This is a genomic window from Alicyclobacillus hesperidum (assembly GCF_900107035.1).
GTDB lineage: Bacteria > Bacillota > Bacilli > Alicyclobacillales > Alicyclobacillaceae > Alicyclobacillus > Alicyclobacillus hesperidum.
Genome location: NZ_FNOJ01000003.1, coordinates 154,072 through 168,937, shown reverse-complemented (window position 1 = coordinate 168,937; position 14,866 = coordinate 154,072). Strand labels below are relative to the sequence as shown.

Annotated in this window: 16 protein-coding genes; 8 read left to right on the top strand and 8 right to left on the bottom strand. The window is 54.1% G+C overall.

Annotation, left to right across the window (positions count from 1 at the left end; all coding sequences use genetic code 11):
- Positions 1-274 precede the first annotated feature (274 nt).
- The 6 genes from merA to BLU70_RS14550 form a co-directional block, all read right to left on the bottom strand.
- A complete protein-coding gene (gene merA / locus BLU70_RS03315) occupies positions 275-1,894 on the bottom strand; it encodes a mercury(II) reductase (RefSeq protein WP_074692117.1) in 1,620 nt (539 codons plus the stop codon).
- Positions 1,895-1,956: 62 nt separating this feature from the next.
- Positions 1,957-2,628 carry a cytochrome c biogenesis CcdA family protein gene (locus BLU70_RS03310; RefSeq protein WP_074691925.1) on the bottom strand — a complete coding sequence of 224 codons (672 nt, stop codon included), beginning with the start codon at positions 2,626-2,628 and terminating at the stop codon, positions 1,957-1,959.
- A gap of 140 nt (positions 2,629-2,768) precedes the next feature.
- Entirely contained in the window at positions 2,769-3,101 is a 333-nt protein-coding gene (locus BLU70_RS03305) for a TlpA family protein disulfide reductase (protein WP_074691921.1), read from the bottom strand.
- 6 nt (positions 3,102-3,107) lie between these two features.
- Entirely contained in the window at positions 3,108-3,449 is a 342-nt protein-coding gene (locus BLU70_RS03300; protein WP_074691916.1) for an ArsR/SmtB family transcription factor, read from the bottom strand.
- 12 nt (positions 3,450-3,461) lie between these two features.
- On the bottom strand, positions 3,462-3,749 hold the full coding sequence (locus tag BLU70_RS03295) for a hypothetical protein (RefSeq protein ID WP_074691913.1): 288 nt from the start codon (positions 3,747-3,749) through the stop codon (positions 3,462-3,464).
- 591 nt (positions 3,750-4,340) lie between these two features.
- Positions 4,341-4,490 (bottom strand): hypothetical protein, encoded by a 150-nt coding sequence (locus BLU70_RS14550; RefSeq protein ID WP_176780826.1) that lies wholly within the window; start codon positions 4,488-4,490, stop codon positions 4,341-4,343.
- Between the two features lie 217 nt (positions 4,491-4,707).
- On the opposite strand from BLU70_RS14550, the gene BLU70_RS03290 reads away from it, so the two are divergent.
- The 6 genes from BLU70_RS03290 to BLU70_RS03265 all read left to right on the top strand — a co-directional run bounded on the left by BLU70_RS03290 (position 4,708) and on the right by BLU70_RS03265 (position 10,805).
- The gene (locus BLU70_RS03290) at positions 4,708-5,031 is read left to right on the top strand and encodes a thioredoxin family protein (RefSeq protein ID WP_074691911.1); all 324 of its coding nucleotides are present in this window, start codon (positions 4,708-4,710) and stop codon (positions 5,029-5,031) included.
- Between the two features lie 74 nt (positions 5,032-5,105).
- Positions 5,106-7,007 carry a CoA-binding protein gene (locus tag BLU70_RS03285; protein ID WP_074691909.1) on the top strand — a complete coding sequence of 634 codons (1,902 nt, stop codon included), beginning with the start codon at positions 5,106-5,108 and terminating at the stop codon, positions 7,005-7,007.
- Positions 7,008-7,038: 31 nt separating this feature from the next.
- Positions 7,039-7,998: a thioredoxin-disulfide reductase gene (trxB, locus tag BLU70_RS03280; protein ID WP_006447474.1), complete on the top strand. Its 960-nt coding sequence runs from the start codon at positions 7,039-7,041 to the stop codon at positions 7,996-7,998.
- 149 nt (positions 7,999-8,147) lie between these two features.
- Positions 8,148-8,822, top strand: a complete 675-nt coding sequence (locus tag BLU70_RS03275; RefSeq protein WP_143027471.1) for a hypothetical protein — start codon at positions 8,148-8,150, stop codon at positions 8,820-8,822.
- Between the two features lie 167 nt (positions 8,823-8,989).
- Positions 8,990-10,429: an amidase family protein gene (locus BLU70_RS03270; RefSeq protein WP_074691906.1), complete on the top strand. Its 1,440-nt coding sequence runs from the start codon at positions 8,990-8,992 to the stop codon at positions 10,427-10,429.
- A gap of 13 nt (positions 10,430-10,442) precedes the next feature.
- A complete protein-coding gene (locus tag BLU70_RS03265) occupies positions 10,443-10,805 on the top strand; it encodes a DUF423 domain-containing protein (RefSeq protein ID WP_081503958.1) in 363 nt (120 codons plus the stop codon).
- Here BLU70_RS03265 and BLU70_RS03260 read toward each other — a convergent pair.
- Positions 10,704-11,654 carry a DMT family transporter gene (locus BLU70_RS03260; RefSeq protein ID WP_083341121.1) on the bottom strand — a complete coding sequence of 317 codons (951 nt, stop codon included), beginning with the start codon at positions 11,652-11,654 and terminating at the stop codon, positions 10,704-10,706. The genes BLU70_RS03265 and BLU70_RS03260 overlap by 102 nt on opposite strands.
- 152 nt (positions 11,655-11,806) lie before the next feature.
- Here BLU70_RS03260 and BLU70_RS03255 point away from each other — a divergent pair, with 152 nt between their 5' ends.
- Together BLU70_RS03255 and BLU70_RS03250 are read left to right on the top strand one after the other, a co-directional pair.
- Positions 11,807-12,979, top strand: coding sequence for a trans-sulfuration enzyme family protein (locus BLU70_RS03255; protein ID WP_074691900.1), 1,173 nt, complete (start codon positions 11,807-11,809; stop codon positions 12,977-12,979).
- A 174-nt stretch (positions 12,980-13,153) separates the two neighbouring features.
- Positions 13,154-14,167, top strand: a complete 1,014-nt coding sequence (locus BLU70_RS03250) for a class I SAM-dependent methyltransferase (protein ID WP_244885098.1) — start codon at positions 13,154-13,156, stop codon at positions 14,165-14,167.
- A 25-nt stretch (positions 14,168-14,192) separates the two neighbouring features.
- Here the strand turns inward: BLU70_RS03250 and BLU70_RS03245 are convergent, their stop codons facing one another.
- Entirely contained in the window at positions 14,193-14,804 is a 612-nt protein-coding gene (locus tag BLU70_RS03245) for a Maf family protein (RefSeq protein WP_074691894.1), read from the bottom strand.
- Between the last annotated feature and the right edge of the window lie 62 nt (positions 14,805-14,866).

Here is a 14,866-nt window from a genome sequence, read left to right as displayed (position 1 = left end):
GTAGTGCGTATCCGCTTGCGGTATTTCTCTGGCAACGACAGTACAGCGGTGATATCGTCAAAGCCATTCTCATACTCCTCCTAGTGAATTTGTTGTGGAAAACTCATTCTACCAAAGAGGACGAAATGGCACTTTCATATGTCACGCAGTGCGTCCACTGAATTTACACTAATGATATGGACTCCTGAGCGTATGGCCAGCTGCTGCGAAGAAATCGAGCGTTGCTGCTATGCACAAGGAGGGGATAGCCGATATCCCTTCCTTCTATATTGCTTCAGCCTGCACAGCAGGACAGTTTCGACACATCCTTGTCAAACGTCAGTGCCGCCAACTTCAATCCTTCTGCCATGGTCAGATACGGGGCAAGCGTTGATCGCAAATCCTCAATGGTCAACCCAAACTTGACTGCGATCACGCCTGAGTAGATGACATCTCCGGCATTTTCCGCTACGACATGAACACCGATGATCTTCCGTGTCCTGGCATCCGCCACGAGCTTGAACACCCCGGTCGTCTCCCGGTTGACCAGAGCCCGTGGTACAGCATCCAGCGGTAGCACGGAGGTCAGAACCTCGTAGCCACTGGCTTTTGCCTGTTCTTCCGTAAGTCCTACCGCTGCAATGGCTGGGTTTGTGAACGTCACGCCTGGCACGACGTTCAGATCCACGGACTGCTCAGCGCCGGCAACCGCATTCCGCGCCGCAATGGCCCCCTCGTATGCTGCCACATACACAAACTGCGGCCCCATCGTCACGTCCCCTGCGGCATAGATGCGGTGATTGCTGGTGCGCAGGTATTCATTGACCAGGATTTCGCCACGATGACCGACCTTCACGTTCGCTGCACCCAGGTTCAACGACTCCGTGTTCGCTTTACGGCCCGTTGCGACGAGCAACGCTTCGGCCTCCACGACCTGTTCCTTGCCATTTACAGTAGTGAATATCCGTTTGGTGCTCCCTTCCTGCTCGACACGTTGAATGGCGGCATCCGTGATGACACGGATCCCCTTCTCGGTCAAGGCTTGTTTCACAGCAGCAGCGACCTCTGGTTCGGCTTTGGGCAAGATGCGGGATCCACGTTGCAACAGCGTGACCTCCGAGCCCAGGTTCCGAAACAGGCTTCCCATTTCCAGCCCGATAAATCCAGCGCCAATGACGGCAAGACGCTTCGGAACGTCCCGAAGTTGTAAAGCGGTCGTGCTGACTAGGTAATCCACATCGGTGAGACCAGGGATGCTCGGCACGAGCGGTGACGCACCGGTTGCTATCAGGAAGTTGCGGGCCGTGATTTGCCGACCGTTCACTTCGACCGTCGATTCGTTCACAAAGTGCGCTTCCCCTTGAATCAGTTCCAATCCATATTCGTCAATCAAATCCACATACTTGTGTTGGCGCAGATCCCCAACGAGTTCATTCTTGCGGTCAACAAGGGTATTCATGTCTACTGGACCAGCGCTTGTGTTTAACCCGAGAAACGGATGGCTCGCTGCCAGATGATTGATTTCCCCTGCCCGCAGCATGTTCTTTGAGGGGACACATCCAATGTTCACACACGTCCCACCGACTGTGCCTCGCTCTACCATGGCGATTTTCGCACCATAGGACGATGCTTCAATCGCAGCAGAAAACGCTGCGCCCCCGGAACCGATGATGAGGAAATCAAAATCGTAGTTCCCATCCAATTCGATGACTTTTCCCGGATGGCGGTCACTGAGGATGGTCGCATCCCCTGGTTGATAGCCCAAATCGGCTATCGCCCGTTGTGCATCATCCAAACGATTCAGGTCATCCAATTCAAAAATGGCTTCATTTCTGCGAAAGCTGGCGGATATCGATTCAGCACCTACACTTTGAAGCGCGTGGGATACGTGCCGTTCGCAGTCATGACAAGTCATACCGTTTACCACAAGCCGAATTTGTTTCTTGCCGCGTGAATTCGTCAGAAAAAGCACCTCCGTCAAAATCCCGCATAGAAACGCACGTACGGAAACCAGTAAATGACCAAATACACACCCGTTCCGAGCGTCATCAGCGCACTCAACCGCCCCATCCATCGGGCCCCAGACCGAACCCACTTTCCGACCAGTTGTTGCGAGATCGTGGATGCCAGGGAAATGATGGTCACCACCAAGCCCATGCCAAGCGCATAGAGCACAAAGTCGGACATCCCACTCGCAAATCCCTGACTGTGAAAAGACGACAACACGAGAACAGAGAAGAGCGGAAGCGTACAGCCAAGAGAACCGAGCGCATAGGCGATGCCGTATAGAAACACAGACCACTGGCTGCCTCGTTGTAGATTCCAGTCACCCCCGATATGGAATTCCAATCCACGCTTTCCAAACAACATCAGTATCCCCAGAAGGACGAACGCTACGCCGACGACCTCTGCAATCCACGCCACTGCTTTGCCCAATACAGTCGCAAACGTCACAGCGATGACGCCAGCCAGCAAGAATACAATCAGAAAACCGGCCGTCATGAGTAACCCAGCCCACACCCCGTCCCAGACACCCCGCTCACGTCCGGCAATCAGGTGAACAATATAAGAGGGCAACATGGCGACACCGCATGGGTTGAAAGCCGCCATCATGCCCGCACCCAGAACGACGGCAACTTCGGCGTTCATGCAAGCACCTTCTTGAGTTGGGCTTCTGACGGTACAACCCCTTCGTAGATGACCTTGTTGTGATACAGCACGACGACCGTATCCAGTTCCGTCACGTGGAACTTTTGGAGAAGAGACGAATTCGTCTCCAATACATAAGGCTAGTGGCTGCCTGCCACCTGTGCAAACTGCGCAATCGTGCTGGCATTGTCCGCTTGAGGCTCCACGTCAATCGAAATCAGTTGAACGCCTGGCATGTTCTGAAACTTGGCCAATGCTGTCTCCGTCGGCAAACAGTCTGAACAAGACGAGGTCATGAAATGTAGCACGGTCTTCTCATTGGGATTGACCGTGATGCGCTTTCCATGAACATCGGTAAATGTAAGGTCGCTCAACCCGGTAGCCGTCGCAGAGGTTTGTTGGCTTGTCTGCTCTGCAGTCGCCGACAGCGATCCCGTTGCCGTGGGTGCCGCTGTTGCACGTTCAATCTGCACACGTTTTTACATCCTGGTGCGACACCGGATGTGTTCAGCATTATCGGCGACAATTTCCTTAGCCAGTTGAAGGATCGTACGAACACGTTCATCCGAAATACGATACAGGATGTATTTGCCCTCTTGCCTCGATGTCACGTAACCACACCACTTCAGACAAGCAAGTTGGTTTGACACCTGGCTTTGAGACGCACCGACAGCCTCCACGAGCTGGCTCACATTCATCTCTCGATTTAGCAAGGCCTCCACGATTTTGAACCGGGTCGGGTTCGACAATCCGTGAAAAAACTTGGCGTAAATCTCCGTCTGAACCGTACTATCGGGTGCTGATATGTTCAAGTCCTGCATGGTCGTCACTCCTTACAAACTGTCTTTCGGTGGTAGTTCCTTGCTCGGAAGAACTGTACAGCATGAATCTGTCCCGGACTTTTTGCCTTTGCGTGATACAAGGAACATCACAATGCCAATCAAGATGACAAGGCCGCCCAAAATCCAATAGCGGTCTGACGCCAAAACGGCACCCGCTGTCGTTACGCCGAGGGCTCCAATCAAAGTCGGCAGTCCGCAGCAGAGCACGGGAAGAGCAACGAGTCCGAGTAATCCCCACATGCCAGTACCTGAGTGCCGTTCCTGTTCATTGTTTTGCACAGTGGCTCATCTCCTTTATATATCATAATATCTTTATATGTTGTGTAAAACAATAACCGTGCCACGTCTTCTTCTTGTCAATCTTGGCCGCGTCTCCCGACATTCGACTCCATGCGGATGCGGTTGATCCATGCTTATTCCAGAAGATCAACAGTTGAGTCAAGTATGCTGTGTAAAAATGGATGCCACATGTAAGGTGAGTGTTTTGCAGAATTTTCATTTTCTGATTCGAAACAACTCGATGTACGCATGACCAAAGCCGCTTCTTTTGCGTATTATGCTACCAACCATCTCGTATTGCCTCAGTTTGTCCTGGTAGTCATAACAGCCGTTTTGGCTCCCTCGATCCGAATGATGCAGTACAGGCTCTGTTGGTCGTAGAGTTAGTAGGCCTGCTTCAGAAAGTGTATATTTTGTGCCTGCACAATACCTGGATAACGATTCTTAGAAACAGATATAGCGCGATGCGTGAGGATAAAAAGGAAGCCCTGCCAGGGTGGCGGGGCATTGCCTGTGAACGCGTGAACGGCGAACACATCGCACAATGAGTATGCGTATCCAACGCGCGGTTATCTTGTGTGTTAGTAAAAATCACCGTTGTGTCCGGGTTCCCGGCGGGGGCTGCAACAAACCTCGGCGCTTTGCACCGTTGTGCGCCATACGCACCAATTCCTGTACGCGCTCGTCGCGGGCGACGTCAAATGCGAGCGTCCCCAATTTGATGAACGTGCCAAGCTTCATCCGCGACACCTCCTGGCAAACCAGCCTTCACTCAAGCATATGGCTCGCCCCGACAGCATGTTCGATCCAAAGCCATGTTTGCGGCCTATTTTGCTCGCCCGCTTGTAACGCAAGTGGAACGCGATCGCCATGTGGGGGTGGAGTGACGCTAACCTGGTAACACAGTTTGTTGACGATTGTGTTCGCGGTATAATAACGGTGGAAGGGGAGAGCGACGATGGAGCAGATCACGTCGAATGATCGTTACCGTGAAGTGACGCAAAATGGGCGAGTGATGGTAGAGTTCTACGCCAACTGGTGCCCGGATTGTCGCCGGATCGAACCCTATTTTGATGAGTGGGAAGCTAAGTACAAGGACTCGTTCTCCATGGTTCGCGTCAACCGCGACGAGTTGCCTGATTTGGGAGAAGAACTCCAAATCCTTGGGATCCCGACGTTTATCGCGTATGACAACGGTAAAGAAGTTAATCGTCTCTTTAGTCGGGATGCAAAATCGAAGGAACAGGTCGAAGCGTTCCTTGACCAGGCGTACCAAGGGTGACGTAACCTACGGGCCGCGGGCGTTTGTGAGCGCTGCGGCCCATTTTGTTCCCCACAGAGGAGGACGAGTACTGCATGACGTCGCTGCATCACTTCTTTCATCCGAAGGTCGTGGCAGTGGTCGGCGCGTCGCGAGGCGCGGATCGACTGGGCCATGTTATTTTTCGTCATATTTTGAATAGCGATTTCCGGGGCACCGTGTATCCCGTGAATCCTTCTGCGCAGTCGGTGGCCGCCGTCAAAGCATACCCAAGCCTACGGGACGTGCCAGAGCAGGTCGATCTCGCCGTCATCGTCGTACCGGCGAGTCAGATACTCCCCGTCGCGGACGACGTAATCGCAGCAGGGATTAAGCACGTAATGATTGTGTCATCCGGTTTCTCAGATATGGATCCGCCCGGCCTCGAATTGGAGCGCGAATTGCTTGAAAAGTTGCGCAGCGCAGGTTGTCGTTTGATCGGACCCAATAGCCTTGGTCTTATTCAAATGGATGAGCAGACACAACTCAACGCCAGCTTTGCACCCCAGGTCCCGGAGTATGGAAGGGTTGCGATTGCATCTCATTCGGGGGCACTGGGTATTACGATTCTTGATTACGCGGCGTACATTGGCGTCGGCGTCGCCAGTTTTGTCAGTTTAGGCAACCGTGCAGACGTATCAGGCAATGATCTCCTTCAATATTGGGGCGCCGATCCGTCGATAGACATGATCTTGCTTTACCTCGAATCGTTCGGAAATCCGCGCAATTTTTCGCGGATCGCACGTAGAATCACGCGGCAAAAACCCATATTGGCGGTGAAGAGCGCACGTACGCCAGTCGGCCACGACGTTGCGAATTCTCGCACAGTCTCCGTCGCTGCCGAGGATGCGACCGTGGAGGCAATGTTTCAACAAGCAGGCGTCATTCGCGTTGATACCTTGCAGGAATTGTTTGACGTGGCAGTGCTGTTGCGTGCAGGTCCCATTCGCGCCGGGCGCCGGGTCGCAGTCGTGACCAATACTGCTGGCGGAGCCGTGATGACGGTAGATAGACTGGTGCGCGAGGGGCTCGAGTTTATCGGCCCGGTCATCAACATTGGCTTTGAAACGCTAGCGGAAAGCTATCGGGTCGTATTGCCGCAGGTGTTGCGCGATCCGGCGATCGACGCCGTCATCGTTCTATTTACACCTGTCGGGCCGTCAAACGAAGAAGCCGTGCGTGTCGCCATCTCGGCGGCACTCTGCGAAGTGGCAAACGATCCGCCGACGCCTGGTGTGCGCCACCCTTATGAGAAACCTGTCGTCGCTAATTTTTTGACCACGGGCGATTATCGGGTACGGTGTCTGGAAGTCGATCCGGAGCGCGAAATTCCTATCTATCCATTTCCGGAACAGGCTGTGCGTGCTTTGGCAAAGGTCATTGCCTATCACGAGTATCGGGACAAAGACCCGGGTGTTGTGCCGGAACTGGATCGAATTCAAACAGACGATTCGCGTGCTGTCATTCTTGCCAGTGCACCGACAGGGGAAGAAGAAGCGTCATCTTATCATCTTACGTGGACAGCTTTATCTGATGCTTTGTCTGCGATCGGTTTGGAGGCTGCTCCTGAGCCGGACGAGCGAGCGGAAGAGAATGCAGCGTTCAACATCACTATGGAAAGCGATCCGCTTTTTGGCCCGCTGCTCCGTTTACATTTGTCTTCTGAAGAGCGCGGCGTCGCAGTGTTGCGGCGGACGGCGACGCAGACCTTGCCGGCGGTGCGCCTGGTTCCTCTCACGGATGCCGATGCGCGCGGAATTTGGAGTGAGGCCGAGGTCAACAGCGGATCGGCAAGCATGGAACCGCATCTTAGCATCGTCCTTGATGCCGTCCTGCGCATGTCGCAGTGGGGCGAAGAAGTGCCCGAAATTGTGCGCGCGGATTTGTATTTTACAGTGGTAAAAGACAAGGCTGTGTGCGTGGCTGGTCATGTGGAAGTCGCGCGTTTGAACGGGTAACATAGGATGACAGAAGTGGAGGGGTGGCTATATGGAACATCGAAAGCTGATCATTCTGGGTACAGGCCCAGCTGGTTATACTGCGGCCATTTATACCGCAAGAGCGAACTTGGAACCGCTCGTGTTTGAAGGCGAGGAGCCGGGTGGGCAACTGACGCTCACGACAGAAGTGGAAAACTTCCCAGGATTCGTGGATGGCGTTATGGGTCCTGAGTTGATGGAGTCGATGAAGAAACAGGCGGAGAAGTTTGGTGCGGTATTTGCCCGCGGTAAGGCGACTTCCGTCGATTTGTCAAAGCGGCCTTTCACCATCACGGTTGACAAGGATCGCGTCTATACGGCTGATGCGCTGATTATCGCTACGGGCGCTTCTGCAAAAATGTTGGGCATCGAAGGCGAAAGTGAGTTGATTGGCCGCGGTGTTTCGACTTGCGCGACGTGTGATGGGTTCTTTTTCCGCAATAAACGCGTGATCGTCGTGGGCGGCGGCGATTCGGCGATGGAAGAGGCCACGTTTCTGACGAAATTCGCTTCGGAAGTCACGATTGTGCACAGGCGCAACGAACTTCGGGCGTCGAAGGTCATGCAAGATCGCGCCCGAGCGAACGAAAAAATTCGTTTTGTCATGAATGCAACGTCGGAAAAGGTCCTCTCGGACGGCAGTAAAGTAACGGGTTTGCAGGTCGTCGACAACGAGACGGGCGAGCGCAAACAAATCGAAGCTGACGGCGTGTTTGTCGCTATTGGACATCGGCCGAATACCGAGTTTCTCGGTGGTCAGCTGGAATTGGATTCGGTTGGCTATATTGTCACGAAGGGCAATACCTCCGAGACGTCTGTGGCTGGAGTGTTTGCGTGTGGCGATGTGATGGATTCGCGTTATCGGCAGGCGATTACAGCGGCTGGTTCGGGCTGTAAAGCGGCGATGGATGCGGAAAAGTTTTTAGAGGGACATGCTGTGGAAGATTGGTCGGTCACACTGAACGCTTAAACCTACGGCATGCTTATACTTCAGCGAGGGGCTCGCTTCGCAGCGAGCCTTTTGCCGTTGCTTCTTTTTGACGCCTGCATGGCCACCTTGGCGCTCGCGCATACTTTACCCGAAGCACCCATTAACCAAAGAGGGAGTTGACGTTTGGCATGCACATGAACCAACCGTTTGGCGCAGGCCAGAGTAACGTTATGGGGCAAGGGTTCAACACACTGCGCCAATTTGGCACCCATCCGCAAGAAGTGCAAAGCCATATCCAGCAAGATTTGTATCCTGGGTATTCGTACGCGTCGTCACCGATGCACGCGGGTGCGACGAATCCGCAAATTGTCCAACAACATATTGCACAGGATCTTGGATACGCACAACCATCCTACGGATATGCTGGTCCACAAGTACCAACGGGCAGCACGCTCAGCCAATTTGGTAGCAACCCGCAAATGGTGCGCCAGCACATCCAGCAAGATCTGCATGGATACGGCTATGCTGCGATGAATCAGGCACAAAATGCGGGTGTGACGCATCAAGTGATGCAAAGTGTCCCGGCACAAATTCATAGCCAGACGTTTGGTTACGGCTATGCTCAGCATCCGGCTTCACACAGCACGCTTGGCCAATTTGGTTCGAACCCACAGATGGTTCAACAGCACATCCAACAGGATTTGCATAACCAGGTTGGTGCGATGACCAGCCAGCAAGCAGGCGCATTCCACGGTGCTAACTATCCGTCGGCACAAGGGGCTGTCGGCACTTTTAGCCAATTCGGGACGAACCCGCAAGTCGTCCGTCAACACATTGCGCAGGATCTCGGATACTATCAATAATTGTTGCGAATGACCGCGAATCGAAGTTACAAGAGTGTGAAAACTGGCCGTTCCATCCGTCTAGATGGGGCGGCCAGTTTTTTTGCACGGTGGTGTTGTGGCACAATAACCCACAGAAGCGCTGATTGCCATGCCTCGGCACGGCTGACCCAGATGGAGGGTTATCTATGGAACACGCATTGACATGGACCATTGTGGAACTTTCAAGTAAGTTGCGGTCTCGAGCTATATCGGCGGTGGAAACGGTCGCCGCGCATCTCGAGCAAATCGCCGCGCATAATGTTGCTGGACAGGGCATTCATGCCGTGATCGAGGTGAATGCAGAGGCGTTACTTGTGGCCGAGGCGCTCGATCGCGAGGCTGCCAAGGGGTATTGGCGTGGCCCGCTCCATGGCATTCCAATTCTCGTCAAGGACAATCTTGACACGGCGGACACCATGCAAACCACAGCAGGTTCCATCGCGCTCGCGGGGCACCACGCCAAAGAGGATGCGACGGTTGTGCGCAGGCTTCGTGAGCAGGGTGCCATCATCATCGGCAAGGCAAATTTGACAGAATGGGCGAATTTCCTGAGTGACCGGATGCCAAATGGATACTCTTCGCGCGGGGGTCAGACGAAAAATCCGTACGGACCAGGCGTGTTTGATGTCGGTGGTTCGAGCGCGGGATCAGGCGCCGGCGTTGCAGCGGGGTTTGCTCCTGCAGCCATTGGTACGGAGACCAGCGGTTCCATTCTCAGTCCGGCAAGCAGTAACAGCCTCGTCGGTGTCAAGCCGACCGTCGGATTGGTTAGCCGCCATGGGATCATCCCTATCGCGATGAGTCAGGACACGGCTGGACCGATGACGCGCAGCGTCGCGGATGCGGCGCTGTTGCTCGCTGTCATGGCCGGGCCTGACCCGAAGGATGTTTCGACACACGGTGTACAGGTACCCTCTTTGGCTATGTGGTCAAGTCTCAGCCAGGGTGGGCTCCGCGGCACGCGTATTGGCGTGCCACGCGACTACGACAACGAGTTAGAGGACGAGGAGCGGATCGTCTATCGCAAGGCCTTGGCCGATCTCGAAAGCCTGGGAGCCGTCCTTGTCGAATGCACACTACCGACCTCGTTTACAGGCGGAATCGACGTGCTCATCGAGGAATTTCCGGTGGCTCTTAACGCCTACTTAGCTTCTGTCGAACCGTGGCTAGCGGTGCATTCGTTGGCCGATGTGATGGCTTTTAACGCCCGTAACGCGGACAAGGCGCTGCGGTATGGCCAAGCCATCTTTGAAATGGCCGCCGCGCGCGCCGGCGACAAGCTCGCTAGCGGTTCGTATATTCGAGCGCGGCTGGCGGATTTGCATGAGGCACGCACAAATGGTATCGACAAGGCCTTGAACGAACATCGCCTCGATGCGCTTGCGTTTGCCAATAACCTTGGTGCTGCTATTGCGGCGAAAGCAGGGTATCCGTCCATCACAGTGCCAGCGGGTTATACGAGCGGCGGAAAACCCGTCGGCCTCACGTTGACCTCAGGAGCATTCTCGGAATGGAAACTATTACAACTCGCGTACGATTACGAGCAGGCGACAGGCCATCGTCGACCACCTGTGCTTGCGGAGTAAGGAGGCGTTGATTTTGGGTTTTGCAATTGCAGGAGCTGTGTTTGCGTTTCTGTCTGTCGCGATTGGGGCTTTTGGGGCGCATGTGATGGCGGATCGGATGTCCGCGGACATGTTGAATGTTTATCACACGGGAGATCAGTATCAGATGTATCATGCATTGGCTTTGCTGGCCGTGGGCATTCTTTTGCACCTTGGCATCGGCGGGCGGGCCATGCATTGGGCCGGCTGGCTGTTCTCCGTCGGCATCGTCCTCTTTTCTGGCAGTCTGTATGTTTTAAGTATCAGCGGTGTCAAGGCTTTGGGGGCGATCACGCCGATTGGCGGGCTCTGCTTTCTGGCCGGATGGATCTGTATGATTGTCGGATTTGCGCGCTGATCGCCACAGGTGCCAGGCGACTCCTAGAAGGCAAATGGCGCCGCCAAGGCCTGTGCTGCGTGTGATAGGTTGACCAAGAAGACAGGCGGCGAGCAGCGTAGCCACAATAGGTTCGCCGACGACGGTCATGGCAATGGTTGTTGGCTGCACTCGGTTGAGTAGAAGGTTGAAAAGCCCGTGCCCAAGTACGGTTGAAACACATGCTAATAGCGCAAACATAAGCCAGTTGTGGAGTGTGTAGGGCGCAAAAGGAATGCTTGTCGTCATGTTGAACAAAGCCAGGACGCCACCTGCAATCGCGAAGACGATGGCGTTATACAGCCAAGGCGTCAGCGTTTGCCGCACCCGCCCGCCGACGAGTACATACCCTGACACGGCCATGGTGCCAAGTAAGGATAGTCCGTCACCGGCAAGGCTATCGCCTTGATGTCCAGCGTCCGCGAAGGCGACGAGGCCGGCCCCGATAATGGCAATTGCCATCGCTAACACGTCGGCTCCTTTGACTCTTGAACGCAGGAACAACCATTCGCCGACCATGACAAACAGTGGCTCAAGAGCCAGAATGATAAGCGAGGATGCGACACTAGTCTCCTTGAGCGATTGGATCCAGAATAAAAAATGCAGCCCGAGGCAAATGCCGCTGACGCCAAGCCACGCCGCGTCCTTCCTCGAGATGTGGGCGAGCTGTGAGCGCTCGCGCCAGGCAAGTGGGAGGATGAGTGCCGTGGCCATGAGCAGGCGATACATGCCAATGATACTCGCTGGTGCGTTCGACCATTCGATGAAGATGGCAGAGAGGGAGATGGCGACGAGGCCGCAGGCGAGTACAGGTAAGGTCCAAACTTTCACGAATGATTCGATCCCCTTTAAGGAAGTTTGAAACATGTTGCGGGTTGATGGACACCGGCACGCATTGCAAGGCTTCCTTGACGTCGGTCCGTGCACTCTGTACATTTTGTCTATCGTTTGTTCTCGTTGGGCGAGAAGGGAGTGTTTCTATATTGAAGATTGAATCAAAGCTTGCGCAAATCGGCAATCGCAAGGATCCGGTTACAGGGGCGATTTCGCCACCCATTCATCAATCGACGACTTATGCGCATCCGGCGCTCGGTCAAAGCACTGGTTTCGACTATACACGCACGCTAAACCCAACGCGCAAAATCGTTGAGGATGCGATTGCCGAACTCGAAGGCGGTGTTCGAGGGTTCGCCTTTGCCTCTGGGATGGCGGCTGTTCATGCCGTGTTTTCACTGCTCTCACCGTCTGATCACGTCATCGTCTCAAGCGATTTGTACGGCGGCACGTATCGGGTGCTCGAGAAAATTCTCAAGCCTCTTGGCATTGTGGCGAGTTACGTGCACACAGGTGACATTGCTGCCGTCGAAGCGGCGGCAACACCGAATACGAAAGCGATATTCATTGAGACGCCGACGAATCCGACGATGCAAATCACGGATCTTGCGGCCTGTAGCAACTTGGCAAAGGCCCGGGGTTGGCTGTGCATGGTAGATAACACATTCATGTCGCCATACTTTCAACGGCCGATTGAATGGGGTGCGGACATCGTGGTCCATTCGGCGACCAAGTTTCTGGGGGGACATAACGACGTTTTGGCGGGGCTTGTCGTGGCCAAGTCGGAAGACGTCGCAGAGCGGCTTTATTTCATTCAAAATTCGATTGGAGCGGTACTCTCCCCACATGATTCTTGGCTTCTTCTACGCGGCATGAAGACCTTGGCACTGCGTATGGAGCGATCCGCCATGAATGCAAACGCCATCGCGGCCTGGCTGGACGCACGCGATGACGTCGCCAAAGTATATTTTCCGGGACTCGATCATCATCCAGGCAAGGCCATCTGTGCAAAGCAGGCAAGCGGCTTTGGCGGGATGGTTTCATTTGAGGTGATCGATGCCCGCATGGTTCCGTATGTCTTAGAACATCTGAAGGTCATTACATTTGCAGAAAGTTTAGGCGGTGTAGAATCGCTCATGACGTACCCAGCGCGGCAGACGCATGCGGATATACCGGAAGACATCCGCAACGCGGTGGGCGTTACAGACAAACTGTTGCGGCTATCCGTGGGTATTGAGCACATCGGCGATCTGATTGATGATTTGTCTGGTGCGCTTGAGTGGGCAACAGAACAAGTATTCGCACGCGGCAGACGGGGATAATTCCGTCTGCGTTTTCATATCTCAATGGCGATGATAGAACTTTGCGCATACCTTTGTCTTGTCAAGCATGTATGAACAAGGGGCTGAGTTCACATGAGCACAAGGATGACAAGGAGTGGATCAGAGGGAGAACCGGAATCTAGGGCCGGGCAAGTGATGCACAAGGATGGTGCCATGCCACCGATCGATCTAGGCCAGACGCTGCTGGGTCCATCGTTTCGTTACGATTTGCGTTCACCCGACATATCCAAATTGGATAGATTTATTGTCGAGAATCCCATTCGCGATTGGTCAGTGGTCAGATGGAAGGATGTCGGGCGCCCCTTTCGCGTAGAGAATTACGCAAGTGGGAAACGGGTATGGGAGGAGCAGAATGGGGACCGGATGCCGATTCAAACATCTTGGGAGATGTTTAACCGGTCTTTTCACGAGTGGTTTGTCAAGGATGTCCCGTATGAACAAAGGCGCATGATGGGTCAATTTGCCCGCGCAATCTTGGGTTTTCGCGGAACAGAGATAGGAAGGCTTTGGCGTGAGCTGCAACAGGTTGCATTGTGGAATACGGCCCATCGCCTCACGGATACCATTTGGGACCCACGCGGCAAGCGTGCACTATTTCGAGGACTGGACGTGAGTAAGCCGCGAATTTTGTTTTTAGGCGCTGCTGAAGGTTATGAGGCTATGCAGCTATCTGCCATGTATCCCGGCGGTGAAGCCGTGCTCGTCGACTACGATGGATTTTGTCAAACGCATCGCTTTGGTGAGTTTCCAGAGGATTATCCGTTCCTTGGAACTCATCCACAAACCGGAAGCCCGCGCGCGTGGTACAAAGGCGATATGAACCTGACTTATCTCGTGTCGGACATCCGCCAATTGTCGTTTGGCCATGAGTTTGACATCGTTATCAGCGTGGGCTTGCTTGAGCACTTCCCAGACGAGTACAAACCGGAATGCCTTGAATGGCACCGCAAATTTCTAAAACCTAATGGTTACGCTATTCTCACGACGCCGCGTCACAGTTGGAAGACTCGACTTTTTTATCACGTCATGGCAGAGGCCATGAATTATACGTATCGCGAACTTATGTCCATCCAGCAGATGGGCCTGTACATTCATGAAAACGGATTCAATATCCTTCGTCACGGCTATATCAAAACGCATAACGGCGTTGTCGCGCGTGTGCGATAGATACGCATAACCGTTGACCCAAGGCCTACCCTCGCGGCTCAGACATAAAGGAGCGAAGCGGACAGCCCATATTCGCCATGAGTTCGTCGAGTAGCCCTAAGGGCAACCCCACCACGTTATAATAGTCACCCGTGATCGCTTGTACCAACAGGCTGCCGTATCCTTGAATGGCGTATGATCCAGCCTTATCTAAAGGCTCTCCCGTTGCAACGTACCACCTAATCCAGTTTTCGTCGTGCGCTCGCAGGGTGACGGTGGTATGTGCAAAATCGACGAGACAGTGTTCATTTGAACGCACACAGATGCCCGTGTATACGTCGTGCGCCTTGCCGGCAAGAGAAAGAAGCGTCTGCAAGGCTTCCTGTTCGGACGACGGCTTGCCCACGATGCGACCGTCTACGACAACCACGGTGTCTGCCGCGATGATGATTTCCTCGGGGGTCTGTCTGCGTGCCCATACGGCGTCCGCCTTGCGCCGGGCCAATTGTTTCACCGCATCCGGTGGCGCTGTTCCCGGTACAATGGTTTCGTCGACATGACTTGTTACCACTTCGAAGGGAATGCCAAGCATCGCGAGCAATTGACGGCGACGGGGGGATCCGGACGCAAGGATCAGCGTTTTGGCTGTGTCTGTCATCGATTGATGCCTCCGTTTCGAAAACCTTCCGTGTTTTGTGCCTGCGCGTTCGGGAAACCTGT